The organism is Massilia sp. Root351, from assembly GCF_001425045.1.
Lineage (GTDB): Bacteria > Pseudomonadota > Gammaproteobacteria > Burkholderiales > Burkholderiaceae_D > Rugamonas.
Genome location: NZ_LMDJ01000003.1, coordinates 208,703 through 234,115, shown reverse-complemented (window position 1 = coordinate 234,115; position 25,413 = coordinate 208,703). Strand labels below are relative to the sequence as shown.

Genomic DNA, 25,413 nt, shown 5'->3' with positions numbered 1-25,413 from the left:
CGGTGTTCGTGATCCGCTGGCAAAGAAGTTCGTTCAGCAGGCGCAGCTTTCCTTCTGCACCGATTCCAGCGTGTTGGCGCGGGTGGCCAGGCCCAGCTTGGCCAGCAGCGCGCGGTCGTCGTTCGCTTCCGGGTTGTCGGTGGTGAGCAGCTTGTCGCCGTAGAAGATGGAATTGGCGCCGGCCAGGAAGCACATGGCTTGCACCGCTTCGCCCATCTGGCGGCGGCCCGCGGACAGGCGCACGCGCGCCTTAGGCATGGTGATGCGGGCCACGGCGATGGTGCGCACGAACTCGAACGGGTCCAGCGGGTCCATGCCGTGCAGCGGCGTGCCTTCCACCTGTACCAGGTGGTTCACCGGCACCGATTCAGGGTAGGGGTTCAGGTTGGCCAGCTGCGCGATCAGGCCGGCGCGCTGCAGGCGCGTTTCGCCCATGCCGACGATGCCGCCGCAGCAGACCTTCAGGCCGGCGTTGCGCACGTGGCCCAGCGTGTCCAGGCGGTCCTGGTATTCGCGGGTGGAGATCACGTTGTTGTAGAACTCGGGCGCGGTGTCCAGGTTGTGGTTGTAGTAGTCCAGGCCGGCGGCCTTCAGGCGTTCGGCCTGCTGCTCTTCCAGCATGCCCAGCGTGGCGCAGGTTTCCAGGCCCAGCGCCTTCACTTCGCGTACCATTTCCTCGACCTTGTCCATGTCGCGGTCCTTCGGGCTGCGCCATGCTGCGCCCATGCAGAAGCGGGTGGCGCCGTTTTCCTTGGCCTGGCGCGCCGCTTCCAGCACGGTGTCGATGCCGAGGATCTTCTTGGCTTCCACGCCGGTGTCGTAGCGCGCGGCCTGCGGGCAGTAGCTGCAGTCTTCTTCGCAGCCGCCGGTCTTGATCGACAGCAGCGTGGCCAGTTCCACGTCGCCGGCCGGGAAGTTGGCGCGGTGGGTTTCCTGGGCGCGGAACATCAGCTCATTGAACGGCAGCTCGAACAGCGCCATCACGTCGTCCAGCGGCCAGGTGGCCGCTTCCGGCAGTTTGATGGCAGGGCTTGGGCGATGCAGTTCTACGGTCTTTGGTTCTTGCAGGGACATCATGTTTCCTTCACGTTCAGGTATTGTTGCGGCGGGCCGGCCAGTTCGGCAGGCCCGTAAAATTCAGGTGCGCGGCTGCCGCTGCGGCAGTCGGCTGTTCCAGGCGCGGCACGCGTCCCAGCAGCGGCGCCGGGATGCGCTGCGCCAGTGCGGCCACGTTCTCGTCGGCGAAATTCATCTCGGCTTGCAGCTCGTTGGCCACCCAGCCAACCAGGGTCAAGCCGCGCGCGACGATGGCCTCGACCGTCAGCAGCGCGTGGCTGATGCAGCCCAGCCGCAGGCCCACCACCAGGATCACCGGCAGGTCCAGCTGCTGCGCCAGGTCGGCGGTGTCGAAGCTGTCGTTCAGGGGCACGCGGAAGCCGCCCACGCCTTCGACCACCACCGCGTCGGTGGCGGCGGCGATCTCCAGGTAGGCGGCCAGGATGGGCACCGCGTCGATGGCCACGCCTTCCATAGCGGCGGCGATGTGCGGCGCCGCCGGTTCTTTCAGCATGTAGGGCGTGGTCAGCGACTGCAGCATGGTGACGTTGCCGGCGGCGGCCAGCTGGTCGGCGTCGTCGTTGTGCAGCTCGCCGTCGCGCAGCTCGGCGCCCGCCGCCACCGGCTTCATGCCGCAAGCGCGCACGCCCTGCTTCACCAGCGCGTGCAGCAGCGCCGAGGAAGTGAGGGTCTTGCCGATCTCGGTGTCGGTGCCGGTGACGAAGCAGGCGAAACGCGGCGGCAGGCCGGCCATCGCCGGCGCTGGCGATGGGCTGGCCTGCGGCGCAGCCGCCGCAGCAGGCGTGGCCAGGCCAACGGCAAGATCCGTGTCTGGCGCGGCCACGATCACATCCGGTGCGTCGGCGGTGGGCGCGATGGTCGAATTTTCAGGGCGCATGGCTGGTCCTTTCCAATGCGTTCAGTGCTGCGATGAGCTGTTCCACTTCGGCTGCGGTGTGGCCGGCGGCCAGCGTCACGCGCAGCCGCGAAGTGCCTTGCGGGACCGTGGGCGGGCGGATGCCGCCTACCCACAGGCTTTGCGCGTACAGGGCTGCCGCCGCGCGCATGGTTTCCGGGTTCTCGCCGATGATGATGGGCTGCACCGCCGTATCGGACGGCATGTGCTGCCAGCGTTGCAGCTTCAGGCCGGCGCGCAGCTGTTTCACTAGGCTTTGCACGTTGGCGCGGCGCGCGCGGCCTTCGTCGCCGGCGATGATGTCGATGCTGGTGAGCAGCGCGTGCGCCAGCGCGGGCGGCGCGGCGGTGGTGAAGATGTAGGGACGGGCTTTCTGGATCAGTGTTTCGATCACCACTTCATGCGCGGCGACGAATGCGCCGCCCACGCCGGCAGCCTTGCCCAGCGTGCCCATGTAGACCAGGTACGGCGAGCGCAGCTTGAAGTGCTCCAGCGCGCCGCGTCCGTTCTCGCCCAGGGTGCCGAAGCCATGCGCGTCATCCACCACCAGCCAGGCGCCGTGCTGTTCGCACAGCGCCAGCAGTTCCGGCAGCGGCGCCAGGTCGCCGTCCATGCTGAACACGGAATCGGTGACCACGATCTTGTTGGCGGCCGTGCTGGCGGCCAGCAGGCCGGCCAGCGCCGCCACGTCCGCGTGGCCGTACACCTTGATGGCGGTGCGCGACAGGCGCGCGCCGTCGATCAGCGAGGCGTGGTTCAGCGATTCGGAGAAGAACTCGGTGTCCTTGTCGCCTGCGGCCAGGCCGGTCAGCACGCCCAGGTTGGCCATGTAGCCGGTGCAGAAGTACAAGGCGCGCGGCGATTCGATATACGGGCCGACGAATTCGGCCAGGCGTTCTTCCAGCTGCGCGTGGGCGCGGCTATGGCCGCTGATCAGGTGCGAGGCGCCGCTGCCGGCGCCGTACAGCGACACGCCTTCCTGCAGTGCGGCCATCACGCGCGGGTGGCTGGCCAGGCTCAGGTAGTCGTTGCTGCTGAAGCACAGCAGTTCGCGGCCGTCCACCGTCAGGCGCGGGCCGGTGGCCGAATCGACGGTGCGGCGCTTGCGTATCAGGCTGCGCTCTTCCAGCACGTTGAGCTGGGATTGGAGTTTGTTCAGCAGTTCCATCATGCCTCCGCTCCGGCCAGCGTTGCTTCGAACACGGACAGCGTGCGCGCGGCCAGGCCGTCGATTTCCCCGTCGTCGAGGATGTAGGGCGGCATCAGGTAAATGGTGGGACCGATGGGGCGCAGCAGCAGTTCCTGGCGCGTGGCTTCGGCGAAGTAGCGGCGCGAGAAGGTGGGGCCGGCGTCGATGGCGTCGAAGGCCCAGATCATGCCCTGCTTGCGGGCGTTCTTGATGCGGGCGTGGTTCGCCAGCGGTTCCAGCGCTTTCGTCAGGCGCGCGGCGCGCAGCTTGTTCGCTTCCAGCACGTTGTCCTGCTCGAAGATGTCCAGCGTGGCCAGCGCGGCGCGGCAGGCCAGCGGGTTGCCGGTGTAGGAGTGCGAGTGCAGGAAGCCGCGCGTCACGTCGGCGCTGTAGAAGGCCTGGTAGATCTCGTCGCGCGACAGCACCAGCGACAGGGGCAGATAGCCGCCGCTGATGCCTTTCGACAGGCACAGGAAGTCCGGCCAGATGCCGGCCTGTTCGCAGGCGAAGAAGGTGCCGGTGCGGCCGCAGCCGACGGCGATTTCGTCCAGGATCAGGTGCACGGAATGCTGGTCGCACAGCGCGCGCACCAGCTGCAGGTAGATCGGGTCGTGCATCGCCATGCCGGTGGCGCATTGCACCAGCGGCTCGATGATGATGGCGGCGATTTTGTCGCCGCGTTCATTGAACAGGCGCTCGACGTCGGCGGCGGCGCGGCGGGCGACATCCTGTGCCGTCTCGCCTTCGGCAGCCTGGCGCGCGTCCGGCGACATCACCGTCTGGGTGGCGCGCAGCAGCGGGCCGTAGGCGTCCTTGAACAGCGCCACGTCGGTCACGGCCAGCGCGCCGATGGTCTCGCCGTGGTAGCTGCCCTTGAGGCAGACGAATTCCTGTTTCCCGGACCGGCCCTTGTTGCGCCAGGAGTGGAAGCTCATCTTCAAAGCGATTTCGACGGCGGAGGCGCCGTCCGATGCGTAGAACGCGTGGCCGAGCTTGTGGCCCGTCAAAGCGGCCAGCCGCTCGGACAGCTCGATCACCGGCTCGTGCGTGAAGCCGGCCAGCATGGCGTGCTCCAGCGTGTCCAGCTGCTCCTTCAGCGCGGCGTTGATGCGCGGGTTGGCGTGGCCGAACAGGTTCACCCACCAGGAGCTGATCGCGTCCAGGTAGCGGCGGCCTTCATGGTCGTACAGCCATGCGCCACGGCCGTGCTTGACCGGGATCAGCGGCACAGTCTCATGGTGCTGCATCTGGGTGCACGGATGCCATACACTGCGCAGGCTGCGTGCTACCCAATCACTTTGTAAATTCGATTCCAAACATACTCCATTAGTTTAGCCATGCCGGCTTGCGCTTCTCCAGGAAGGAAGCGACGCCTTCGCGGCCCTGCTCCGAGGCGCGGATATGCGCGATGCGCAGCGCCGTGTCGGCCAGCAGCGCGTCGGTTACCGGCTGCCCGGTCACCTCGCGCACCAGCGTCTTGGCTTCCTTCACCGCGTTCGGGCTGTTGCCCAGCAGCGCCTTGACGATCTCCGCGACTTTCGCGTCGATCGCCTCCGCCGGCACCACCTCGTGGGCGAAACCGATACGGTAGGCTTCCGCCGCGCCAAAGCGCTCGGCGCTCAGGAAATAACGGCGCGCAGCCTGCTCGCCCATGGCTTTGATCACATAAGGTGAAATGGTGGCCGGGATCAGTCCCAGCTTCACTTCGCTCAGGCAGAAATTGGCCACATCGGCCGCCACCACCACGTCGCATGCGGCCACCAGGCCCATGCCGCCCGCGTAGCAGTCGCCGTGCACCTTGGCCACCACGGGCTTCGGGCACAGGTAGATGGTGCGCAGCATTTGCGCCAGCTGCATGGCGTCTGCATTGTTCTCGGCGTGCGTGTAGCCCGCCATTGCTTTCATCCAGTTCAAATCGCCGCCGGCGCAGAAGGCGGCGCCATTGGCGGCCAGCACAATCGCGTGTACCAGCTCGTTGCGGCCCAGCTCATCGAAAGCCAGCGCCAGTTCGTTGATGGTCTTCTCGTTGAACGCGTTGCGCACGTCCGGGCGGTTCAGCGTCACCGTCGCCAGTTTACCCGCGATTGTCACTTCCAGGGTTTCGTAAGTCATATATGTCCCCCCTTACATGCGGAATACGCCGAACTTGGTGTCCGGGATTTCCGCGTTCAGTGCCGCCGACAGGCCCAGGCCCAGCACCATGCGCGTGTCGGCCGGGTCGATCACGCCGTCGTCCCACAGGCGCGCGGTGGCGTAGTAAGGGTGGCCCTGGTGCTCGTACTGGTCCTTGATCGGCTGCTTGAAGGCCGCTTCCTCGTCGGCGCTCCACTGGCCGCCCTTGGCTTCGATGCCGTCGCGCTTGACGGTGGCCAGCACCGAGGCGGCCTGGTCGCCGCCCATCACCGAGATGCGCGCGTTCGGCCACATCCACATGAAGCGCGGCGAGTAGGCGCGGCCGCACATGCCGTAATTGCCTGCCCCGAAGCTGCCGCCGATGATGACGGTAAACTTCGGCACGGCGGCGGTGGCGACAGCCGTCACCATCTTGGCGCCGTTGCGGGCGATGCCTTCGTTCTCGTACTTGCGGCCCACCATGAAGCCGGTGATATTCTGCAGGAACACCAGCGGGATCTTGCGCTGTGCGCACAGCTCGATGAAGTGCGCGCCCTTCAGCGCGGACTCGGAGAACAGGATGCCGTTATTGGCGATGATGCCGACCTTCATGCCGTAGATGTGGGCGAAGCCGCACACCAGCGTGGCGCCGTAGCGCGCCTTGAACTCGTCGAAATCGCTGCCGTCGACGATGCGCGCGATCACTTCGCGGATGTCGAACGGCTTGCGGGTATCGACCGGGATCACGCCGTACAGTTCCTGGGTCGGGTATTTCGGTTCCACCGATTCGCGCAAGGCCATCTGCTGCGGCTTGGTGCGGTTCAGGTTGGAGACGATGGTGCGCGCCAGCGACAGCGCATGCAGGTCGTTTTGCGCCAGGTGGTCGGCCACGCCGGACAGGCGCGTGTGCACGTCGCCGCCGCCCAGGTCTTCCGCCGTCACGACCTCGCCGGTGGCCGCCTTCACCAGCGGCGGGCCGCCCAGGAAGATGGTGCCCTGTTCCTTGACGATGATGGACTCGTCGCTCATGGCAGGCACGTAGGCGCCGCCGGCGGTGCAGGAACCCATCACCACCGCGATCTGCGGGATGCCCTTGGCCGACATATTGGCCTGATTGTAGAAGATGCGGCCGAAATGGTCGCGGTCCGGAAACACCTCGTCCTGGTTGGGCAGGTTGGCGCCGCCCGAGTCCACCAGGTAGATGCATGGCAGGTTGTTCTGGTCGGCGATTTCCTGCGCACGCAGGTGCTTCTTCACCGTCACCGGGTAGTAGGTGCCGCCCTTGACGGTGGCGTCGTTGCAGACGATGACGCACTCCTGGCCGGACACGCGGCCGATGCCGGTGATGATGCCGGCGGCCGGCGCCGCGTCCACGCCCTTGGCGTCCTGGTACATGCCGTAGGCGGCCATTTGCGAGAATTCGAGGAAGGGCGTGCCCGGATCGAGCAGCATCTGCACCCGGTCGCGCGGCAGCAGCTTGCCGCGCGCAACGTGCTTGGCGCTGGCAGCCTCGCCCCCGCCCTGGGCGATCTTGGCCACCTTGTCGCGCAAATCATCGACCAGGGCTTGCATGGCGGACGCGTTGGACTTGAAGTCTTCGCTGCGCGGATTGAGTTTGCTTTCGATGTGCGGCATTCGGGTTCCTCTTGTTCTGGTCGCGCTGTCTCCGGCGCGTGCTGTCTATTCGGGGAAAGTACCGTCTACGTAAAACCAGCGCAGGCCCTCGGGGGAGGGTTCGCGCAGAAAGCGGCTGACTTCGTGCAGGCGCTGGCCGCGTCCGTTGACGCGAAAGCGTGCCACAAATTCAACAAAATCCTCGTTTTCTGCCTGATTTGCTTTACGTTGACGTAAACGTAAAGCAGATTTTACCTCAAGTCCCAGCCATTGCAATTTTTCATCGCTGCTGATGATGGGGTCCTGCGGGCGGGTACTGGCGTGCCAGGTGGCTTGCAGGTAGGGTTCGATGCCCAGGCTGTAGGCACTGTAGCGCGAGCGCATCAGTGCCTCCGCCGTGGGCGGCAGGGCCGCGCCCTCTATATAAGGGCCGCAGCAGGCGGCGAACGACGGCCCGCCGCATGGGCAGGCCGCTGGGGATTTGGACTTGGACATCCCGCAATTATCCGCCATAACGGGGTGGCCCGCCTTAAGGCGGTGCGCTTTCGTCGCGGTTCAGTATGGCGATACAGGCCGTATCGGCGTAGCTATGGTTGCGTTTTTGGCCAGACAGTTCGCGCACGATGCCGAACTCATCCGCTGGCGTTGCGGGCTGGTCAGGCGGCCAGCGTCAGGCCGTCGAGGGCGAAGGGGGTGGATTTACCGCGCATCAGGTCGGCCAGCAGGGCGGCCGTGCCGCAGGCGAAGGTGAAGCCGAGCGGGCCGTGGCCCACGTTGAGCCATAAGTTCGGATAGCGCGTGGCGCCGATGATGGGCGAGCTGTTCGGCGTGGCGGGACGCAGGCCGGCCCAGGCTTCGGCGCGGCTGTAGTCGGCCGCCGTCGGCATGGCCGCGCGCGCCAGGCGCTTCAGGCCGGCCACGCGGTCCGCGTCCAGGCTGGTGTCCTCGCCCACCATGTCCACCATGGCGGCGATGCGCAGGCTGTCGCCGATGCGCGCATACAGCACCTTGCGCTCGAAGTCGGTCACGCTGATTTCCGGTGCGCAGTCCTCGGCCCGGATCGGCGCGGTCAGGCTGTAGCCCTTCAGCGGGTAGATCGGCAGGTAGATGCCGGCGCTGGCGGCCAGGTCGCGGCTCTGGATGCCGGCGGCCAGCACGAACTGGTCGGCCTGGATCCAGCCCTCGCTGGTGTCGATCGCGGCGATGCGGCCGTGTTCGGCGAAGATGCTGCGCGCCTCGGCGTGGATCACGCCCTGGAAGCGCGGATGGGCGCGCAGGCGCTGCTCCAGCGCCAGGCAGAACGCGTGGCAGTCGGCCACCGCCTCGCCCTTGTTGTAGATGCCGCCCGCCAGCTGCGGGCTCAGTTCGGCCAGCGCCGGCTCCATGCGCGCGGTGTCGGCCGCCGACAGCACCTGGCGGTTGCCTTCGGCGTCGGGACGCGCCACGGCGGCGTCGAAGATCTTCCGGGAGCGGTACACCACCAGCTTGCCGGCGTCGCGCCATTCGAATTCGGACAGCGGCAGCACCAGTTCCAGCTGCGCCATGGCGTTGCGGCTCAGTTCGCCCAGTTCCAGCAGCTTGGCGGTGGTGCGGTGGTTGCTGGCGGCGTTGCAGTTGGCCAGGAAGCTGGCCAGCCAGCGCCACTGGCGCAGGTCCGCCTCGGGACGGAAACGCAGCGGGCCGTCCTGCTGCAACAGCCATTGCACGGCTTTCAGCGGCACGCCGGCGTCCGCCAGCGGCGCCACGTAGCGATAGCTGAGCTGGCCGCCGTTGCGGTAGCTCGAGGCGCTGCCGACGATGGGCGCGCGCTCCAGCAGCGTGACGCGATAGCCGGCCTCCAGCAGCCACCAGGCGGATGCCAGACCCACCACGCCGCCGCCGATGACCACTACCTGCTGTGCGTCTTGCTGTGTAACCTGATGCATCTGGAGAGCCGTTTATTGAAGATGGTTCAGAGTGTGGCGGCAGGCCCCGCTTCTTTCCAATGAATCGTCATGCGCAGGCCATAACCTTGGGTGATGTGTAAAGCCAGGCGCTACTCAGCCCGGCGCAGCACGGCGCGCCGGTACAGCGCCGTCAGGATCAGCTCCTCGGACCGCACCAGCGCCGAGTACTTTCCCGGATACTGGTCCGGATCGGCGCCGAAGCCGCCGATCAGCGAGACCAGGCCGTTGCGCCCGGCCAGGTCGAGCGCGAAGGTGGACACCAGGCCGTAGGCCTCGCCCAGGTGGCCCACGGCGCTGAAGCCGCCGCCCTGCACCAGGCGGTTGCCGCTGCCGGGCGCGTCGGCGAAGCGCTGCGTGCCCAGGCCCCAGCTGTGGTACAGGCCGCGCAGCGTATCGCCGTTGCTGCCATTGTTTGTCCATTGTTCGCTGAACATCAACTTGATCGTGTCCGGTTTCAGGATCTGCTTGCCCTCGTGCTTGCCGTGGTTGATCAGCATCAGCATGACTTTGCCCATGTCCGGCGCCGAGATGCGCATGCCGCCGGTCGGGCTGAACAAGGTGCCGTTGCTGCCGACGGCGTAGCCGTCGATGCCGGCCGGGGGAGCCGGCGGCGCTACGCCGTAGTTGTCGACCTGCGCGATCCACGGGCCGGCCGGGTCCCAGATCTCGGTGTCCGTGCTGCGCTTGCGGTACAGCGTGGCCGTGTCCGCCACTTCGGCCGGCGAGAATTCGGCGGTGTTGTAGCCGCCGCGCAAGCCCATCGGCGCCAGCAGCAATCGCTTCATCAGGCGGTCGAAGCGTTCGCCGCTCACGCGCTCCATGATGGTGCCGATCACACCCCAGTTCAGGTTGCAGTAAGTGAAATAGGCGCCGGGGGCGGCGTCGCCTGGCGCGGCCGCCTGTTGTGCCCACATGGCGCCGCTGCCGTATTTGCCGCCGCCGGGCAGCAGCACGTCGCTCAGCCTGGTGTCCGTGCCCCAGGAGTAGCCGGCATCGTCGCGCAGCGAGGAGGTGTGGGTCAGCAAGTGGCGCAGCGTGATGGCGCGGTCCGGATAGTGCGGGTTGCGCAGCGGGAAGCCCAGGTAGGCGCTGACGTCGGCGTCCAGTTGCAGACGTCCTTCCTCCACCAGCTTCATCAGGCCGAAGGTGGTCATCATCTTCGAAATGGAGGCGATGCGGAACATGGTGGCCGGCGTGACGGGCGCGGTGGCGTTGACCTTGCCGCTGCCGGCGGTGTCGATGCGGCGCAAGCCAAACTGTTGCTGGTAAGCCACCTTACCGTCGCGGATGGCCAGCACGGACAAGCCGCTCAGCGGATGCTGCGCGTCGTTGACGACGGCGGCCAGTTCGCGGTCCAGCAGGGCGGCGGCGGCCGTGGGCGGCGCCGGGACCGCGCCAGCCGCTGCCGGGCCCGCCGCCACGGCCTGCATCAGCCCGCCGCCCATCAAGGCCCATCCCAGCAGTGCGCGCATGCCCATTTTCATGGCCTGATCCCCTTCGTGTTGTTGTTGGAATGAGCATACGGGGCGCTTTGGGCCGCGCCTAATGAAATCGTTTCATCCGCGCATAACTTGGCGCTATGCGATGCCAGTATATTTTCATGCAACCAAAAATGAGCGCAAATTGGCCATCGCTATTACACTAGACGCCTTAGGAGATACCGTATGAGCCAGACCAGCGTTGAATTTCAAGCCGATGCAAAAGACAATTCGCCGCTGTACATGCAAATTGCACGCAAGTTGAGTGACGATGTGCGCAATGGACGCTACCAGGTCGACCAGGCGCTGCCGTCCGAGCGCACCTTGTCCGAATTGTTGAACGTATCGCGCGTTACCGCCCGCAAGGCTATCGACCAGCTGGTGGAGCAAGGCCTCGTAGTGCGCCGCCGGGGTTCCGGCAACTATATCGCCCCGCGCATCGAACAGCCGCTGTCCAATCTCACCAGTTTTTCAGAGCAGCTGCAGCAGCGCGGCTACAAGCCCGGCTCGCGCTGGCTGAAGCGCGCCATCGTCAGCGCCAGCGCGGACGAACAGATGAGCCTGGCCCTCTCGCCCAACAGCAAGGTGGCGCGCCTGGAGCGCCTGCGCCTGGCGGACGACGTGGTAATGGCCTATGAGGTCAGCGTGCTGCCGCAAAGCGTGGTGCCGCGTCCGGAAGCGATCGGCGATTCGCTGTATGAATTCCTGGACGCGTCCGGCAAGGCGCCGTCGCGCGCGCTGCAGCACATCCGCGCCATGAATGCCTCCGGAGAACTGGCGCGCCAGCTGGACGTGCCGGAAGGCCAGGCCGTACTCTTCATCACCCGCATCGCCTACCTGGAATCCGGCGAAGCGGTGGAGCTGACCCATTCCTATTGCCGCAGCGACCATTACGACTTCGTCGCCGAAATGCGGCGGGGGCCGGGATGAGCGGCTTAGCCGCCGTATAACTTTTACGCATGCCCGCGCATCGAGCTTTCATGGGCGGGGCGTCAGCGTAGGTGTTGTTTTGGTATTACACTGGTCTCATCGTATCACCACTGACAGATGACGATGTTAAAAACCGAAACACCTAGCCAGCAGCACGCGCAGCTGGACCAATACCTGGACATCGAGCTGGTGTCCGCCTTCATCGACGACCAGTACAACGCCGTGCGCGCCGTGCAGGCGGCCGCGCCGCGCATTGCCGCCGCCGTTGCCGCCGCCGTGCCGCGCATGCAGGCCGGCGGACGCCTGATCTACGCCGGCGCCGGCACGTCCGGCCGGCTCGGCGTGCTCGACAGCGTGGAACTCAACCCCACCTTCTCCTGGCCCAACGAACGCGCGCTGGCCCTGCTGGCCGGCGGCAACGGCGCCATGTTCCAGGCCGTGGAAGGCGCCGAGGACGACCGCGCACAGGGCGCCGCCGACCTGCTGGCGCTGGCGCCCGGCCCCCACGACGTGGTCTTCCTGCTGGCGGCCTCGGGCGGCACGCCCTATGTGTTGGGCGCGCTGCACGCGGCGCGCCAGGCCGGCGCACTGACCGTGGGCCTGGCCAACAACGCCGACGCCCCGGTGGCGCTGGAAGCGGAAATCGGCATCACGCTGGACACCGGCGAGGAAGTCATCTCCGGCAGTACGCGCCTGAAAGCGGGTACGTCGCAGAAGATCGCGCTGAACACCATTTCCAGCGCGCTGATGGTGCGTTTGCACAAGGTGTACGGCAACCTGATGGTAGACTTGAAGCCCACCAACGCCAAGCTGGTGCAGCGCTCCGTGCGCCTGACCATGCACGCCACCGGCGTGGAGGAAGCCGCCGCCCGCGCCACGCTGGAGCAGTGCAACTTCCACGTCAAGGTCGCCATCGTCGCGCTGCTCAACCAGCAGACCGTGGCCCAGGCGCGCGCCGCGCTGGAAACGGCGCACGGCAGTGTGAGGGCGGCACTGGCAGGATAAAGACATCGATAAAGGACGGAATGAAAGACGCGCATCAACGTAGCCCCTGGTGGTGGATCCCCAGTTTGTACTTCGGCCAGGGCATTCCGTATGTCGTAGTGATGACGCTGTCGGTGGCGATGTACAAGAACACCGGCATTTCCAATACCGACATCGCGCTCTACACCGGCTGGCTGTACCTGCCCTGGGTGATCAAGCCGCTGTGGTCGCCCGTGGTGGAACTGCTGGGCACCAAGCGCATGTGGATCGTGGCGCTGCAGCTGGTGATCGGCGCTGCGCTGGCCATGGTGGCGTTTACCATGCACCTGCCGGATTTCTTCCGCGCCAGCCTGGCGGTGCTGTGGCTGATGGCCTTCAGTTCCGCCACGCACGACATTGCCGCCGACGGCTTCTACATGCTGGGCCTGCGCCAGCAGCAGCAGGCTGCGTTTGTCGGCGTGCGCTCCACCTTCTACCGGCTGGCCATGATCGCCGGCCAGGGCGGCCTGCTGTACCTGGCCGGCCAGCTCACCGACCAGCTGGGCGACCCGCACGTGGCCTGGTCCATCGTGCTGTTCATCCTGGCGGCGCTGTTCGGCGTGTTGTTCGTCTACCATTTCTTCATGCTGCCCAAGCCCGCTGCCGACGTGCGCGCAGCGGCCGGCGGCGACCTGTTCCGCGAGTTTTTCGCCACCTTCGCCTCCTTCTTCCGCAAGGAAGGCATCCTGGTCACGCTGGGTTTCCTGCTGCTGTTCCGCCTCGGCGAAGCGCAGCTGCTGAAGCTGGCCGTGCCCTTCCTGCTCGATCCGGCCGCCAAGGGCGGCCTGGGGCTGAGCAACCAGGAAGTGGGCCTGGTGTACGGCACCATCGGCATCATCGCGCTGACGCTGGGCGGCCTGGCGGGCGGCGTGGTGATTTCGCGGTTCGGCCTGAAGCGCTGCCTGTGGCCGATGGCGTTCGCGGTGCACGTGCCGGACCTGGTGTTCGTCTACCTGTCCAGCGCGCTGCCCGAGAACATTTACCTGATTTCCGCGCTGATGGCGGCCGAGCAGTTCGGCTACGGGTTCGGATTTACGTCCTACATGCTGTACATGATCATGGTGGCGGACGGCCCGCACAAGACCGCGCACTACGCCATCTGCACCGGTTTCATGGCGCTGGGCATGATGCTGCCGCAAATGGCCAGCGGCTGGATCCAGCAGATGCTGGGCTACCAGCACTTCTTCCTGTGGGTGTGCCTGGCGACCATACCGGGCTTCATCATGACCGCACTGGTGAAGGTGGACCCGGCGTTCGGCCGGGAATGAGGCAGGTACAATACGGCCGCTTCAATTGAATCGAGGATACGGATTTGGCTTTTGACCCGAAAAAGCGGCGCACCCTGGCCGCCGCCGCTACTACCGCCACCGCCGCCGCAGTGGCGGCTCTGCTGGGCGCCTGCAGCAGCACGCCGCTCACGCCCGCAGCGGGCGGCGGCCCGGTGATGCCGTCGGCGCCCGGCGCCGGCCCAGCGGCAGGAACGGGCGCCGGGCCCGGCCAGGTTCCGCCGCCCAGCCTGACCGGGCCGGTGCCGCCGCCCGCGCCGCGCGAATTTCGCGCCGCCTGGGTTTCCACCGTGGCCAATATCGACTGGCCGAGCCGCGCCGGCTTGCCGGTGGCGAAGCAGCAAGCGGAAGCCATCGCCATCCTGGAGCGCGCCAAGGCGCTCAACCTGAACGCCATCGTGCTGCAGGTGCGCCCCAGCGCGGACGCGATCTACCCGTCCGAGCTCGAGCCGTGGACCGAGTACCTGACCGGCCAGCAAGGCAAGGCGCCGTCGCCGATGTACGATCCGCTGAAATTCTGGATCGACCAGGCCCATGCGCGCGGCCTGGAGCTGCACGCCTGGTTCAATCCATACCGCGCGCGCCACGCCACGGCCAAGTCGCCCAACTCGCGCGACCATATTTCCGCCACCAAGCCGCAGACGGTCAAGACCTACGGCCGCTACCAGTGGATGGACCCGGGCGAGGCCGAAGCGTCGAAGCACACGCTGGACGTGATCCTGGACGTGGTGAAGCGCTACGACATCGACGGCGTGCACATCGACGACTATTTCTATCCCTACCCGATCGAAGCGCCCGGCGCCGCAGGCGAAGCGGCCGCGCTGGAAGCCGGCAACGGCGCCGCCAACGCCGCGCCGCGGCCGGAACTGGAGTTCCCCGACCAGCCAGCCTGGCAGCGGTACCAGGCCGGCGGCGGCCAGCTGGACCGCGCATCGTGGCGCCGCCAGAATGTGAACCAGCTGATCGAAGCAATGTACACCGGCATCCACCGCGAAAAATCGTGGGTACGCTTCGGCATCAGCCCGTTCGGCATCGGACGCCCGGACCGCCGTCCGCCCGGCATCCTCGGTTTCAGCCAGTACGACAAGCTGTACGCCGACGCCGAGCTGTGGCTGAAAAACGGCTGGCTGGACTACCTGGCGCCGCAGCTGTACTGGGCCATTACGCCGCCGCCGCAGGCGTTCGACGTGCTGCTGGACTACTGGCTGCGCGAAAACACGCGTGGCCGCCACGTGTGGCCGGGGCTGTACACCAGCCGCATCGACAGCACCGGGAAGTCCTTCGAGCCGGAAGAGATCGTCAAGCAGATCGGCGTCACGCGCAGCCGCGCCGGACGGGGTGTAAACAGCATCGGCCATGTGCACTTCAGCATTGCCGCGCTGATGCAGAACCGCAAGGGCATCAGCGACCAGCTCAAATCGATCAGCTACCAGAGCGCCGCGCTGATCCCGGCCACGCCATGGCTGGGTTCGGAAGCGCCGGGCGCGCCGAAAGTGGGCGCGCGGCGCGGCTCGGCCGGGCTGGACCTGAAACTGAGCGCGGGCAAGGGCGCCACCCAGTACGCCATCTGGGCCCGCTACGGCGAGGAATGGCGCTTCACCACCGCCCCGGCCGGACGCGGCGACGTTACGCTGGCCGACGAGGCGGGCGTGCCGGCCCGCGCCGTGGTGGTCAGCGTGGTGGACCGCCTCGGCAACGAGAGCGAACGGGTGTCCGTGCAATCCCCCGCGCCGCCCGCGGCGCAGCCCACGGCGCAGCTATAACCTTTGGGCATGGCGTGCGGCCAAGGTTTCATTCAATCCCGGCCGCATTTCAATTTACACTCTGGCACTATGGCTAAATCTGACACGGATACCGCGCTGGGCCTGGGCATCGATGCCGGCGGCACGCAGACGCGCTGGGCACTGGCCGACGCGGCCGGCGCCATCGTGGCCGAAGGCAGCGTGGCGGGCTTGTCGGCTTTACAGATGGGCAACGCGGCGGGTCGCGGCACGGTGCGCGCCACCTTCGCCGCCCTGGCGCAGGACGTGCTGGCCAGCGGCTGTCCGCAGCGCGTGTGCGCCGGGCTGACCGGCTTCGGCGGCGACAGCGAACTGCTGGTCGAATGGCTGGCCGAACTGCTGGGAATCGACCCGGACACCGTCATCGTTTCCAACGACATTGAAATCGCCTACCTGGACAGCTTCCAGCCGGGCGAAGGCTACCTGGTGTACGCCGGCACCGGCTCCATCGCCGCCTTCATCGACGCCCACGGCGTGTTCCACCGCGCCGGCGGCCGCGGCGTGACCCTGGACGACGGCGGCGGCGGTTTCTGGATTGCGCGCGAGGCGCTGCGCCGCATCTGGCGCCGCGAGGACGAGGAACCGGGCGCCTGGGAAGATTCGGCCATGGCGCGCAGCGTGTTCGACTATGTCGGCGGCAGCGACTGGGCATTTTCGCGCCAGTTCATCTACGGCCGCGAACGCGGCGAAGTGGGCAAGCTGGCGCTGGCGGTCGCCGCCAGCGCCGAACACGACCAGGCCGCCCGCTTGATCCTGCAGCAAGCCGGGCGCGAACTGGCGCGGCTGGCCACGGCGCTGGTCTCGCGCTTCGGCGTGCGGCCGGTGGTGCTGGCGGGCCGCGCCGCCGAATTGCACCCGCTGATCGCGGAAACCATGCGCGCCACCTTGCCGCCCGAAGTGCCGCTGCGGCGCAAGACCGCCCAGCCCCATTACGCCGCCGCCCGCATGGCCGCGCAACCCCAACACTAGCCGTACACCACCGCAACCTCTGGAGACCGTTTTGAAAAAAATCCTGCTTATCATCCTGGCCGCCGTGCTGGCCGGTTGCGCCACGCCGCCGCCACGCCTGGACAACAGCCTCAGCGCGCGCAGCCAGAGCAGCCGCGTGAAATTCATCATCATCCACTACACGGTGGCCGACCTGCCGCGCTCGATCAAGATCCTCACCGAGCAGGAAGTGAGCAGTCACTATCTGCTGACCGACGAAGCCGAGCCGAAGTTCTACACGCTGGTGGACGAGGCGCGCATGTCCAACCATGCCGGCGTGAGCAGCTGGAAGACATACAGCAACCTCAACCCCATGTCGATCGGCATCGAGATCGTCAACTCGGGCTTCAAGGAAACACCGCAAGGCCGCGTCTGGTATCCCTTCCCGCAGTCGCAGATGGACCAGCTGATCCCGCTGCTCAAGCAGATCGTTGCCCGCCACAATATTCCGCCGCAGAACATTCTTGGCCACAGCGACATCGCCCCGCAGCGCAAGCAGGACCCGGGCCCCTTGTTCCCGTGGCAGCAGCTGGCCGCAGCCGGCCTGATCACCTGGCCGGACGCCGCCCAGGTGGCGGCCCAGCGCGCCGTGTTTGAAACCCAGCTGCCGGACGTGGCCTGGTTCCAGAAGCGCCTGGCCCAGCATGGCTACGCCGTGCCGCAAACGGGCGTGCTGGACGAAGCGACGCGCAACGTGATGTTCGCGTTCCAGTCGAAATATCGCCCGGCCCGTTTTGACGGCAACCCGGACGCCGAATCGGCCGCCATCCTGCAAGTGCTGGCGCCGACGCCCAAGAACGAGATCATCCATCCTGCCGTGCCGATGCTGCCGGGCGCGCCGGCCGCCCTGCCCGCGGCGCCGGCAACACCGGTGGCCGCGCCCGTGGCGCCGGTCCAGCCGCCCCAGCCAACCGAAACCCACTAAGCGCCATGGCATTGCGCCGCATCCTGCTTTCCCCTATCCTGCACGGATTCCGCAGGGACGGCTCTGCGGCGCTGGATCGAGGATAGAGCAATGCGGCTGCGCCATATAGAAGTGTTCCACGCCATCATGCAGGTCGGCACCATCAGCGGCGCCGCCCAGGTGCTGCACATCTCGCAGCCGGCCGTCACCAAGGTCCTGCAGCACTGCGAACTGCAGCTGGGCATGCCGCTGTTCGAGCGCGTGCGCGGCAAGCTGTATCCCAAGCCCGAAGCGCACCGCCTGTTCGCCGAAACCGAAAAACTGAACCGCGACCTGCAGGGCATCCGCCGCCTGGCCGCCAGCCTCAAGGGCCGCGCGCTGGAAACCATCCGCCTGGTGTCCACGCCCACGGTGGCCATCAGCGTGCTGCCGCAGGCCGTCACCGCCTGGCGCAAGGAATTCCCCGGCGCGCGCTGCGAGCTGGCCACCCACCACACCAGTGAAATCGTCAACACCCTGCGCCTGGGCGAAGCGGACCTGGCCCTGTCGCTGCAGGACCCGCGCCACCCCGGCATCGTCGCCGAGCCGCTGGCGCAAGGCGTGATGACCGTGATCGCCCCCGCCGGCACCTGGAACGCCGCCGACAGCGCCATGCCGCTGGCCGCGCCGGGCCTGGCGGGCGAACTGATCGGCCACGCCGACAACGACCCGCTGGGTGAAATGGTGGTGGCCGCGTGCGAAGCGCAAGGCCTGCATCCCGTATTCCACACCGTGGTGCAGACTTACCAGATCGCCCGTTCGCTGGTGGAAGCGGGCGGCGGCATGGCCGTGGTCGACCCGTTCACGGCCGCGTCCGCCTCCAGCGCGCTGGTGCAGCGCCGCCCATGGGCGCCGGCCATCCCCGTGCAACTGTATCTGCTGACGGCCGGCCACGCGCCGCTGTCGCACGGCGCGCGCCAACTGGCCGGCTGCATCGCCGCCGCCGCGCGCGCCTGCCTGGAAAAGAAAGCGTAGCAATGAACACCATCCGCAACGAAGATGTGCCGTCCAGCCCGGACTACCGGCATCTGAGCAGCATCGCCGGCATCGCCATCGAGTTGCGCTACGCCACGCCGGACAACTTCGTCGGCCGCGACCTGTACTCCCCGCACGACTGCGCCTGGCTGCACCGCGACGCGGCCGCCGCGCTGGAACAAGCCGTGGCGTGGCTGGCCCAACGCCGTCCCGGCAGCAAGCTGCTGGTGCTGGATGCGCTGCGGCCGCAGCGCGTGCAGGAGCAGCTGTGGGCCGCGCTGCAGGGCACCGAGCTGCTCGGCTACCTGGCCGAACCCACGCGCGGTTCCATCCACTCCTTCGGCATGGCGGTCGACCTCACCATCGTGGATGAACAGGGCCGCGAGCTCGACATGGGCACCGGCTTCGACGACCTGTCCGAGCTGTCCCACCCTGCGCTGGAGCAGCAAATGCTGGCCAAAGGCGCCATCTCGGTCGAACAGATCGCCAACCGCGAACTGCTGCGCGGCGCCATGTTCCAGGCCGGCTTCGTCGGCATCAACAGCGAATGGTGGCACTTCGACTGCGGCGACCGCGTGCAGGTGCGCGCCACGTTCACGCGCGTGCTGTAGCGCGCTTGTCCTCGGCCGCATCCACGTATTCCACGAACGCCGTCACCGCTTTGCCGTAGCGTTCCGCCTCCCCCGCTTCCAGGGTGACTTCTCCACAAGCATTGCAGAACTCGCCCGTCACGTCGGGAATGGTGGCGGTTTGCCCGTGATAGTTGTAGTGCAGGTTTCTCGTATCGCGGACCAGTCCAGGTCCGCCGCAAACCGGGCATTTCATGGTGGTCTCCTTGAAGGTGTGAGATAGCTTGAAGGTAGCCCACTTGCCGGTCCGTGGCAAGCACGCGCGTGTCGAAAAACTTTACAGGCCGCAGCCGGCGGACGCTAGCCGCACGCATAAGCTATTGATTTGAAAGTAAGTTGTTGTGTGGGCATATTTATTGCTTAATGATATGTTCTATTAATAAAGCGCAACTCATGAAATTGAAGACCTTTATCGCGGCAGCAGCCCTGCTGGCCGCCGGCACCGCCCAAGCCAACCTGATCAAGAACGGTACTTTCGAGAACGGCGCCACCTCCAACTGGAACCGCACTGGCAACGTGCGCGTCACCGACTACCTGGGCAACGGCGTCTATTTCAGTGGCGGCAGCGCCGCCAACGGCCACTACATGGCCGCCTTCAATGCCGGTGACAGCACCCCGAACGGCAGCTTGTCGCAGACTTTCCAGACCGTCGTGGGCCAGCGCTATGTGTGGGAATTCGACTTCGGCGTGACCGGCGGCGGCGCGCAGAGCCTGAACGCGACCATCCTGGGCAGCAACGGCGCCACCATCCTGGCCTCCAACCAGGTGACCGACAATGCGCCCGGCGCCCTGTCGCACTTCAGCTATGTCTTTTTCGGTGACGGCAACAAGGCCACCTTGCGCTTCTCGGACATCGGCGCCAACGCGAGCGGCGGCGTGGACAGCCTGGTGGACAACGTCGGCGTCAACGCCGTACCGGAACCGGCCTCGCTGGCGCTGATGGGCCTGGGCCTGCTGGGCTTGCTGGCCGCGCGCCGCCGCAAGCAAGGCTGATCGGCCGCGCCGGGGCGTCAGGACCGGCGCGCAATCAGCCGGCAGGCGCAAGCTTAGTGATGACGCGGGTCGTCGCTATCGCAGATGTACTTTATGCCCAGCGGCCCCATGCCCGACACTTGCGTCATGTAATCGCCCGACTTCGCCCAGTGGAAGTGCGGCGTATTGGCGGGCAAGGTCAGCACCGTGCCCGGTGGATAAGCTTGCAGCTTGTCGGGGTCGAAGGTTTTGCCCAGGCCAATGTAGAACACGCCGGAAATCACCGTGTAGATGCGGTCTTCCGGATGGGTATGCGGCATCAGTTGTACGCCGCCGGGCAATTTGACCCGTACCACGTAGGGCCCGGCCTGGCCCGGGTTGCCCGCTACGACGGCCAGGCGCGCCTCGGGCGGAAATGCCGGGAAGGATTGCCATGTCATGTGTTCCGGCAGGACGGAGCCGAACTGGTTGACCGGCAGGCCTTGCGCGCCGGCGGCGCCGGTGAAGGCGGCTGCGGCTGCGAATGGAATGAGTTTCTTGAGGATGTGCATGTGCATGCTCCGCTGGGTAAATAATGGAATCACTGGGCACGGATGACCAGTGGCTTGCCCTTTTCGATGATGTAATGGGCAAGTGCCTTGAACGGCGCGCTGCCGGTATTGCAGACATCATGCATTTCGCCAGCGGCGAATTGCAGTGCTTGCCCGGCCTTGAGCGGCAAGGCGGGCTTGCCGTCAATCCGCGCCAGCACCTCTCCCTCCAGCACAAAGGCGCTTTCGGCGCCGGGATGCGCGTGACGGCCCGTGCATTGGCCCGGCGCGAGCTCGGCGATCACACTGAGGATCTGGTGCCCCGCCGGGTAGTCGATGGTCTGCAGCACCGTGCGCTGCTGGGCCGCTGCGCTGCCTGCGCCGGCGGCCAGCATAGCGGCGCACAGCAGTGCCGCCGGCAGTTTGGTGAAAGCCATGCCGATGCTCCTGTCAATGACGTTCATGCGGCCAGTCCGCCATCGATCAGATAGATGGCGAACGGGAACGTGACGATGGACAGTGCGGTACTGACCAGGATGGTGGTGGCCGCTTCGCTCTGGTAGGCCCCGGCCTCGTTGGCGAACATGGCCGGGATGGTGGCCGACGGCAGTGCCGCCAGCAGTATCATTTGCTGGGCGTAGATTCCCTTGGCGCCAAACAGCAGGACGGCGGCGACCATCAGCGCCGGCTGCAACAGCAGCTTCAGCCCCAGGTTGCCCCACACCTCGCCGGACAGCTTGAGCGGCACCGACGACATGATCAGGCCCAGGCACAGCAGCGACACGCCCGGCGTCGCCTTGCCCATCAGATGGAACGATTCGGCCAGCAACGGCGGCAGTTTCAGTTCCAGCACCGAACACAGGATGCCCAGCGCCGGCGCCCACATCAGCGGCCGCCTGACCGCCTGCGCGATGCTGGAGCGGAAGGCGTGCCAGCCGCTGCTGCCGCCCGCCGCCACCGTCAGCAGCATGGTCGTCATCGGTATCATCAGCAGGCTGGCAATCAGGTTCAGCACCAGCACCGTGTAGATGCTGTCGCCGCCATACATTGCCTGCAGGATGGGGATGCCCATGAACGCCGCGTCCGGATACGCCGTGACGAAGCCCTTCAACGTCGCCGCCTTCAGTTCGCGGTAGCGCAGCCAGCCGATCAGCAGCGCTATCAGGTACATGCCCATGATGCCGGCGAAGGTCGCCGAGATCAGCCTCACGTCGAACAGCTGGGAGCGCGGCGTGGCGGCCATGCTGACCAGCAGCAGGGCGGGGAAAATCCAGCCCAGCACCAGCCGGCTGATCACCAGGCTGTCGGCCCGGCTGAGGCTGCCCCGTTTGCCTGCGGCATAGCCCAGGATAATGACGAGGGCGACGGGCAGGATGGGGCCTACGATTCGGTCTAACATGGTGTTCTCCCGGAGTTCACGGTGCGAGTCGGTAATCCCGGATCACGTCCGGATTCGGTTCCAGGCCCAGGCCTGGGCCCTGCGGCACCTGCAGGCGTCCCTGCTTGGGAAGGATGGCGTCGCCGTACAGCTGCGCTTCCAGGTCGAAATAGCGCCATTCAACGATGGCTTTGGAACCGCCCAGCGCGGCGCTGGCGTGCACGCTGGCCAGCAGGCCCGGACCGTCGTAAAAGGTGTGCACCATGACGGTGGTGTTGTGCGCGTTGGCCAGTGCGTAGACTTTTTGCAGTTCGGTGATGCCGCCCATCTTGGCAGGGCTGGGCTGGATGAAGTCGACCGCGCCGGCTTCCAGCATGTGCTGGAAGTCCATCAGCGTGGAAGCGTTCTCGCCGGCCGCCACCGGTATGCCGCCTTGCTTGCGCACGGCCGCCAGGCCGGCATAGTTTTCCGGTGGCCACACCGGTTCTTCCAGCCAGCGCAGCTTGAGGGGGCGCAACTGCTCTGCCATGTCCAGCGCTTCGCGCACAGTCCACGGGCAGTTGACGTCCAGCGTGATTTCAATGTCGGGACCGGCAGCTTCGCGCGCCGCGCGCACGCAGGCGATATCGACTTCATGCAGCTTCAGGTAGCGGTAGCCCTCATCGACCGCGCGGCGCACATTGCGCCGCACCAGTTCCGGATCGGCGTAGCGGATCAGGCTGGCATAGGCGGCCAGCGAGGTCGCTTCGCCGCCGCCCAGCAGCTGGTAGATGGGCTTGCCGGCGCGCTTGCCGGCGATATCCCACAGCGCGATGTCGATCGCCGACAGGCCATAAATGAAGGCGCCGCTGCGGCCGAAGATGTGGAACTTCTTCTGCAACTCCGCCATCAGCCGCTCGCGCTGGGTAAGCTCGCGGCCAATCACGTCGGGCGCCAGGATGGTGTCGATCACCAGCTTGACCGCCGGAATCGCGGTAAAGCCGAAAGTTTCGCCCCAGCCCACGGTGCCATCCTCGGCAGTGACTTTGACGACCAGTGAATCGACCACCTGCAGATCCTTGCTTCCCCACACGCCGCCGGCGGATTGGCCGCCGGAAGTGAAGGGGATGCGCAGCGGGATGGTTTCAATGTTGGCTATTTTCATGGGGACTCCTCAGTTGGCGGGGGGGTGATCCAATAATAGAGGACATCCGGTTGTCCTGCAAGAGAATAACTTGTTCTTTTTTACGCGTACGCGTCACTGCGCCATGAAACTAAGGGAAAAACCAAGGGCAAGGGAGGCCGTTATCCTGATGTAGAATAAGGTGATAGCAGAGAGGAAATCCGAGCATGAATGAAATGAACGTCCGCCGGGTGGAACGCAGGCCGCATCTGGCCGAGCACATCGTCACGGCCTTGAGCGAAGAGATTGCGTCGGGCCGCTTGCGGCATGGCGACCGCCTGCCAACGGAGCAATTTTTAGCCGAGAACTTCGGTGTCAGCCGCAACGTGGTGCGCGAAGCGATCGCCAGTTTGCGCAGCCAGGGACTGGTGCAATCGCGCCAGGGCATAGGCGCGTTCGTGTCGGTCGCGCGCGAGGCGGCGCAGCCGCTCGAGCCGGTCAGCGCGCAGTTGCTGGAAGGCGACAACATGATCCGCAATATGTTCGAGGTGCGCGCTGCGCTGGAAGGGCAGGCCGCCGCACTGGCCGCCGTCAGCATGACGCCGCGCAAGCTGAAAAGCATCCGCGACGCAGTCGAGCGCATGCGGTTCGAGGGCGCGCCCACCGCCGCCACCGTGAACGCCGACCTGGATTTCCACCGCGCCGTGGCCGCCGCCTCCGGCAACGATTATCTGGAGGCGATGATACGCACGGTGCTGGAGCCGATGCGTCCGCTCATCGCCGCCAATTTCTCGCGCCATGGGCCGATGTTCGGCCACATTCCGCACGCGGCGCGGGACGAGCACGAAACGCTAGTGCAGGCCTTCATCGACAAGGATGCCGCGCTGGCGCGCAGGCTGATGGGCGAACATATCGTCAGCGCGGCGTCCCGCTTCGGCTACGAGATCGCGCACTACTGATACCGCGCCACCCAGTCCAGCAGCGCGTCGAGGGCTTTGCGGCCGTTGCCGTTGCCGGTCAGGTCGTGGTTGATCATGGCCACCACGATGCACAGTTCGCCGTTCGCGTCCGGCACATAGCCGGCGATGGCGACCACGTTCTTCAGCGTGCCGGTTTTTACGCGCGCGCGCGACGCGGCGGCGCTGTCCTTCAGGCGCCGCTTCATGGTGCCGTCCACTGCCGCGATAGGCAGGCTGGTGAGGAACTCCGGCATCCACAAGCTCTTTTGCGCCGCTTGCAGCAGGCCGGCCATTTGCGCCGGCCGCACGCGCTCCAGGCGCGACAGGCCGGAACCGTTTTCCAGCACCAGGCCGGTGTCGTCGATGCCGTGGCGCTGCAGCCAGCCGCGTATGACTTGTTCCGCGCGGGCGGCGCTCTGCGCCGGGACCGCCGCGTCGGGCGCCGCCTCGCCGCCGCCGGGGATCATGGCGCCGGCCGCCGGCGATGCTGCCGGCGCGGCGGCGTCGCTGCTCAGCGAGTCGCCGGGCAGGACGGCCGGGCTGGCCGTGCGCGCTGCAAGCTGCAGCGTGGGGAGGGGACGGCTGCCCAGCACCGGGTCCGGCGCCAGCGATCCCAAGGTCAGGAACAGCGTGCGGGCCAGGCCGTTGTCGGACGGCTTGTTGATGTCGCGCAGCACTTCGGCCAGCGGGCGCGAGACGTGCTCGGCCAGCAGGCGGGTGGCGGGGGCTGCCGTGGCGGCCGGCGCAGGCGCTGCCGAAGTCGCCTCGCGCGCGATGCCGGTGAAGCTGCCGCCCAGCCGCGCCCAGGTGCTGCGGAACAGGCGCTCGGTGTAGTCATTGCGCTCCAGCACATTGATTACCGTGGTCTTGCTGCAATTCTTCGGGAAGGTGCCGTGCAGGCGCACCACGATCTTGCTGCCCTTGCGCGTGTAATCCGGCAGCTTCCAGCCGTCCTCCCACTTGGCGCAGTCGGCCTCCACCAGCGTCATGTCCGATTCGATGGTCACGCGGTCGAGCTGCGGCAGCATGCCCAGCCTGAGCTTGCCGCCGGTCGAGTTCATGTCCACCCGCAGCAGGTTCATGTTCAGCAGCAGCGCGTCCGGGATGATGTTGTAGTAGGCCTCGGGCGACTCGTCGAACGGCGCCGCGCCCAGGTCGGTGCGGGTGGGCTGGAACAGCTGGCGGTCCAGCACCAGGTCGCCCTGGATCTTGCGGATGCCCTGGATGCGCAGCTTTTCCAGCATGTGCACCAGCACGTCCTCGCTGAAGTCGGGGTCGGCGCCGCCGCGCAAGTGGAGGTCGCCCTTCAGCACGCCGTCTTTCACTTCCGCGCTGCTGCGCAGTTCGGTGCGCGCCTTGAATACCGGCCCCAGCTGGTCAAGGCCCACCATGGTGGTGACCAGCTTCATGGTCGAGGCGGGCTGCATCGGGCGGTCCGGATGGTGCGACACCAGCGGCATGCCGCCGCGCAGCACGATGGCGCCCACCGCGTCCTCGGGAATGCCGGCCGCTTGCAGCGCGCGCGCCATGGGCTCGGGCAACTGGGCTTGGGCGCTTGGGCTGCCGGCGGCGGCCAGCAGGGATACCAGCATCAGGCGACGGAACAT

25 protein-coding genes are annotated in these 25,413 nt (G+C 66.7%); 10 read left to right on the top strand and 15 right to left on the bottom strand.

The window, feature by feature from the left end; all coding sequences use genetic code 11:
* Window positions 1-33: 33 nt before the first annotated feature.
* The 9 genes from bioB to ASD15_RS07315 all read right to left on the bottom strand — a co-directional run bounded on the left by bioB (window position 34) and on the right by ASD15_RS07315 (window position 10,317).
* Complete coding sequence (bioB, locus tag ASD15_RS07355; protein ID WP_157200850.1) at window positions 34-1,077, bottom strand: biotin synthase BioB; 1,044 nt, start codon at window positions 1,075-1,077, stop codon at window positions 34-36.
* Window positions 1,078-1,090: 13 nt separating this feature from the next.
* Window positions 1,091-1,810 carry a dethiobiotin synthase gene (gene bioD, locus ASD15_RS07350; protein WP_157200858.1) on the bottom strand — a complete coding sequence of 240 codons (720 nt, stop codon included), beginning with the start codon at window positions 1,808-1,810 and terminating at the stop codon, window positions 1,091-1,093.
* A gap of 133 nt (window positions 1,811-1,943) precedes the next feature.
* On the bottom strand, window positions 1,944-3,140 hold the full coding sequence (gene bioF / locus ASD15_RS07345) for an 8-amino-7-oxononanoate synthase (protein ID WP_057154322.1): 1,197 nt from the start codon (window positions 3,138-3,140) through the stop codon (window positions 1,944-1,946).
* Window positions 3,140-4,477, bottom strand: a complete 1,338-nt coding sequence (bioA, locus tag ASD15_RS07340) for an adenosylmethionine--8-amino-7-oxononanoate transaminase (RefSeq protein ID WP_057154177.1) — start codon at window positions 4,475-4,477, stop codon at window positions 3,140-3,142. The genes bioF and bioA overlap by 1 nt, the downstream gene beginning before the upstream one ends.
* 10 nt (window positions 4,478-4,487) lie before the next feature.
* Complete coding sequence (locus tag ASD15_RS07335; protein ID WP_057154176.1) at window positions 4,488-5,273, bottom strand: enoyl-CoA hydratase/isomerase family protein; 786 nt, start codon at window positions 5,271-5,273, stop codon at window positions 4,488-4,490.
* 12 nt (window positions 5,274-5,285) lie between these two features.
* On the bottom strand, window positions 5,286-6,908 hold the full coding sequence (locus tag ASD15_RS07330; protein WP_057154175.1) for a carboxyl transferase domain-containing protein: 1,623 nt from the start codon (window positions 6,906-6,908) through the stop codon (window positions 5,286-5,288).
* Window positions 6,909-6,953: 45 nt separating this feature from the next.
* Window positions 6,954-7,382 carry a YchJ family protein gene (locus tag ASD15_RS07325; protein WP_057154174.1) on the bottom strand — a complete coding sequence of 143 codons (429 nt, stop codon included), beginning with the start codon at window positions 7,380-7,382 and terminating at the stop codon, window positions 6,954-6,956.
* A gap of 161 nt (window positions 7,383-7,543) precedes the next feature.
* Window positions 7,544-8,812 (bottom strand): D-amino acid dehydrogenase, encoded by a 1,269-nt coding sequence (locus ASD15_RS07320; protein ID WP_057154173.1) that lies wholly within the window; start codon window positions 8,810-8,812, stop codon window positions 7,544-7,546.
* A 110-nt stretch (window positions 8,813-8,922) separates the two neighbouring features.
* Window positions 8,923-10,317 carry a serine hydrolase gene (locus ASD15_RS07315; RefSeq protein ID WP_157200849.1) on the bottom strand — a complete coding sequence of 465 codons (1,395 nt, stop codon included), beginning with the start codon at window positions 10,315-10,317 and terminating at the stop codon, window positions 8,923-8,925.
* 180 nt (window positions 10,318-10,497) lie between these two features.
* On the opposite strand from ASD15_RS07315, the gene ASD15_RS07310 reads away from it, so the two are divergent.
* The 8 genes from ASD15_RS07310 to ASD15_RS07275 all read left to right on the top strand — a co-directional run bounded on the left by ASD15_RS07310 (window position 10,498) and on the right by ASD15_RS07275 (window position 18,847).
* Window positions 10,498-11,241, top strand: a complete 744-nt coding sequence (locus ASD15_RS07310; protein ID WP_057154171.1) for a GntR family transcriptional regulator — start codon at window positions 10,498-10,500, stop codon at window positions 11,239-11,241.
* Between the two features lie 123 nt (window positions 11,242-11,364).
* A complete protein-coding gene (locus tag ASD15_RS07305) occupies window positions 11,365-12,246 on the top strand; it encodes an N-acetylmuramic acid 6-phosphate etherase (RefSeq protein ID WP_057154170.1) in 882 nt (293 codons plus the stop codon).
* 20 nt (window positions 12,247-12,266) lie between these two features.
* Window positions 12,267-13,532 (top strand): MFS transporter, encoded by a 1,266-nt coding sequence (locus tag ASD15_RS07300; RefSeq protein WP_057154169.1) that lies wholly within the window; start codon window positions 12,267-12,269, stop codon window positions 13,530-13,532.
* A gap of 44 nt (window positions 13,533-13,576) precedes the next feature.
* Window positions 13,577-15,313 (top strand): glycoside hydrolase family 10 protein, encoded by a 1,737-nt coding sequence (locus tag ASD15_RS07295; RefSeq protein ID WP_057154168.1) that lies wholly within the window; start codon window positions 13,577-13,579, stop codon window positions 15,311-15,313.
* 69 nt (window positions 15,314-15,382) lie between these two features.
* Window positions 15,383-16,300, top strand: a complete 918-nt coding sequence (locus ASD15_RS07290; protein ID WP_057154167.1) for an N-acetylglucosamine kinase — start codon at window positions 15,383-15,385, stop codon at window positions 16,298-16,300.
* Window positions 16,301-16,331: 31 nt separating this feature from the next.
* Window positions 16,332-17,243 (top strand): N-acetylmuramoyl-L-alanine amidase, encoded by a 912-nt coding sequence (locus ASD15_RS07285; protein ID WP_082551647.1) that lies wholly within the window; start codon window positions 16,332-16,334, stop codon window positions 17,241-17,243.
* Window positions 17,244-17,333: 90 nt separating this feature from the next.
* Complete coding sequence (locus ASD15_RS07280) at window positions 17,334-18,236, top strand: LysR family transcriptional regulator (RefSeq protein WP_057154166.1); 903 nt, start codon at window positions 17,334-17,336, stop codon at window positions 18,234-18,236.
* Window positions 18,237-18,238: 2 nt separating this feature from the next.
* Window positions 18,239-18,847, top strand: a complete 609-nt coding sequence (locus ASD15_RS07275; RefSeq protein ID WP_057154165.1) for a M15 family metallopeptidase — start codon at window positions 18,239-18,241, stop codon at window positions 18,845-18,847.
* Here ASD15_RS07275 and ASD15_RS07270 read toward each other — a convergent pair.
* Complete coding sequence (locus ASD15_RS07270; RefSeq protein WP_057154164.1) at window positions 18,831-19,061, bottom strand: type II toxin-antitoxin system MqsA family antitoxin; 231 nt, start codon at window positions 19,059-19,061, stop codon at window positions 18,831-18,833. The genes ASD15_RS07275 and ASD15_RS07270 overlap by 17 nt on opposite strands.
* A 197-nt stretch (window positions 19,062-19,258) precedes the next feature.
* On the opposite strand from ASD15_RS07270, the gene ASD15_RS32865 reads away from it, so the two are divergent.
* Window positions 19,259-19,858 (top strand): PEP-CTERM sorting domain-containing protein, encoded by a 600-nt coding sequence (locus tag ASD15_RS32865; RefSeq protein WP_057154163.1) that lies wholly within the window; start codon window positions 19,259-19,261, stop codon window positions 19,856-19,858.
* Between the two features lie 53 nt (window positions 19,859-19,911).
* Here the strand turns inward: ASD15_RS32865 and ASD15_RS07260 are convergent, their stop codons facing one another.
* From ASD15_RS07260 to ASD15_RS07245, 4 genes are read right to left on the bottom strand one after another with little or no spacing between them, the layout of a single operon-like run.
* Window positions 19,912-20,388: a cupin domain-containing protein gene (locus ASD15_RS07260; RefSeq protein WP_200953933.1), complete on the bottom strand. Its 477-nt coding sequence runs from the start codon at window positions 20,386-20,388 to the stop codon at window positions 19,912-19,914.
* 29 nt (window positions 20,389-20,417) lie between these two features.
* Complete coding sequence (locus ASD15_RS07255) at window positions 20,418-20,831, bottom strand: cupin domain-containing protein (RefSeq protein ID WP_229418100.1); 414 nt, start codon at window positions 20,829-20,831, stop codon at window positions 20,418-20,420.
* Complete coding sequence (locus ASD15_RS07250; protein WP_057154162.1) at window positions 20,828-21,766, bottom strand: AEC family transporter; 939 nt, start codon at window positions 21,764-21,766, stop codon at window positions 20,828-20,830. The genes ASD15_RS07255 and ASD15_RS07250 overlap by 4 nt, the downstream gene beginning before the upstream one ends.
* A gap of 16 nt (window positions 21,767-21,782) precedes the next feature.
* Window positions 21,783-22,889: a mandelate racemase/muconate lactonizing enzyme family protein gene (locus ASD15_RS07245; RefSeq protein ID WP_057154161.1), complete on the bottom strand. Its 1,107-nt coding sequence runs from the start codon at window positions 22,887-22,889 to the stop codon at window positions 21,783-21,785.
* A gap of 185 nt (window positions 22,890-23,074) precedes the next feature.
* Between ASD15_RS07245 and ASD15_RS07240 the strand changes: the two genes are divergently transcribed.
* Entirely contained in the window at window positions 23,075-23,806 is a 732-nt protein-coding gene (locus ASD15_RS07240; RefSeq protein ID WP_057154160.1) for a FadR/GntR family transcriptional regulator, read from the top strand.
* Here the strand turns inward: ASD15_RS07240 and dacB are convergent.
* The gene (gene dacB / locus ASD15_RS07235) at window positions 23,800-25,413 is read right to left on the bottom strand and encodes a D-alanyl-D-alanine carboxypeptidase/D-alanyl-D-alanine-endopeptidase (protein WP_057154159.1); all 1,614 of its coding nucleotides are present in this window, start codon (window positions 25,411-25,413) and stop codon (window positions 23,800-23,802) included. The two genes, ASD15_RS07240 and dacB, sit on opposite strands and share 7 nt — an antisense overlap.

What these genes read in the sequence shown, in the direction of transcription:
- ASD15_RS32865 (WP_057154163.1), top strand. Translation starts at nt 19,259, where the DNA reads ATGAAATTGAAGACCTTTATCGCGGCAGCAGCCCTGCTGGCCGCCGGC.
- ASD15_RS07245 (WP_057154161.1), bottom strand. Translation starts at nt 22,889, where the DNA reads ATGAAAATAGCCAACATTGAAACCATCCCGCTGCGCATCCCCTTCACT.
- ASD15_RS07275 (WP_057154165.1), top strand. Translation starts at nt 18,239, where the DNA reads ATGAACACCATCCGCAACGAAGATGTGCCGTCCAGCCCGGACTACCGG.
- ASD15_RS07270 (WP_057154164.1), bottom strand. Translation starts at nt 19,061, where the DNA reads ATGAAATGCCCGGTTTGCGGCGGACCTGGACTGGTCCGCGATACGAGA.
- ASD15_RS07290 (WP_057154167.1), top strand. Translation starts at nt 15,383, where the DNA reads ATGGCTAAATCTGACACGGATACCGCGCTGGGCCTGGGCATCGATGCC.
- ASD15_RS07250 (WP_057154162.1), bottom strand. Translation starts at nt 21,766, where the DNA reads ATGTTAGACCGAATCGTAGGCCCCATCCTGCCCGTCGCCCTCGTCATT.
- ASD15_RS07325 (WP_057154174.1), bottom strand. Translation starts at nt 7,382, where the DNA reads ATGTCCAAGTCCAAATCCCCAGCGGCCTGCCCATGCGGCGGGCCGTCG.
- ASD15_RS07260 (WP_200953933.1), bottom strand. Translation starts at nt 20,388, where the DNA reads ATGCACATCCTCAAGAAACTCATTCCATTCGCAGCCGCAGCCGCCTTC.
- ASD15_RS07280 (WP_057154166.1), top strand. Translation starts at nt 17,334, where the DNA reads ATGCGGCTGCGCCATATAGAAGTGTTCCACGCCATCATGCAGGTCGGC.
- ASD15_RS07240 (WP_057154160.1), top strand. Translation starts at nt 23,075, where the DNA reads ATGAATGAAATGAACGTCCGCCGGGTGGAACGCAGGCCGCATCTGGCC.
- ASD15_RS07255 (WP_229418100.1), bottom strand. Translation starts at nt 20,831, where the DNA reads ATGAACGTCATTGACAGGAGCATCGGCATGGCTTTCACCAAACTGCCG.
- ASD15_RS07330 (WP_057154175.1), bottom strand. Translation starts at nt 6,908, where the DNA reads ATGCCGCACATCGAAAGCAAACTCAATCCGCGCAGCGAAGACTTCAAG.
- ASD15_RS07305 (WP_057154170.1), top strand. Translation starts at nt 11,365, where the DNA reads ATGTTAAAAACCGAAACACCTAGCCAGCAGCACGCGCAGCTGGACCAA.
- ASD15_RS07310 (WP_057154171.1), top strand. Translation starts at nt 10,498, where the DNA reads ATGAGCCAGACCAGCGTTGAATTTCAAGCCGATGCAAAAGACAATTCG.
- bioF (WP_057154322.1), bottom strand. Translation starts at nt 3,140, where the DNA reads ATGGAACTGCTGAACAAACTCCAATCCCAGCTCAACGTGCTGGAAGAG.
- dacB (WP_057154159.1), bottom strand. Translation starts at nt 25,413, where the DNA reads ATGTTCCGTCGCCTGATGCTGGTATCCCTGCTGGCCGCCGCCGGCAGC.
- ASD15_RS07300 (WP_057154169.1), top strand. Translation starts at nt 12,267, where the DNA reads ATGAAAGACGCGCATCAACGTAGCCCCTGGTGGTGGATCCCCAGTTTG.
- ASD15_RS07335 (WP_057154176.1), bottom strand. Translation starts at nt 5,273, where the DNA reads ATGACTTACGAAACCCTGGAAGTGACAATCGCGGGTAAACTGGCGACG.
- ASD15_RS07315 (WP_157200849.1), bottom strand. Translation starts at nt 10,317, where the DNA reads ATGAAAATGGGCATGCGCGCACTGCTGGGATGGGCCTTGATGGGCGGC.
- bioD (WP_157200858.1), bottom strand. Translation starts at nt 1,810, where the DNA reads ATGGCCGGCCTGCCGCCGCGTTTCGCCTGCTTCGTCACCGGCACCGAC.
- ASD15_RS07320 (WP_057154173.1), bottom strand. Translation starts at nt 8,812, where the DNA reads ATGCATCAGGTTACACAGCAAGACGCACAGCAGGTAGTGGTCATCGGC.
- bioB (WP_157200850.1), bottom strand. Translation starts at nt 1,077, where the DNA reads ATGATGTCCCTGCAAGAACCAAAGACCGTAGAACTGCATCGCCCAAGC.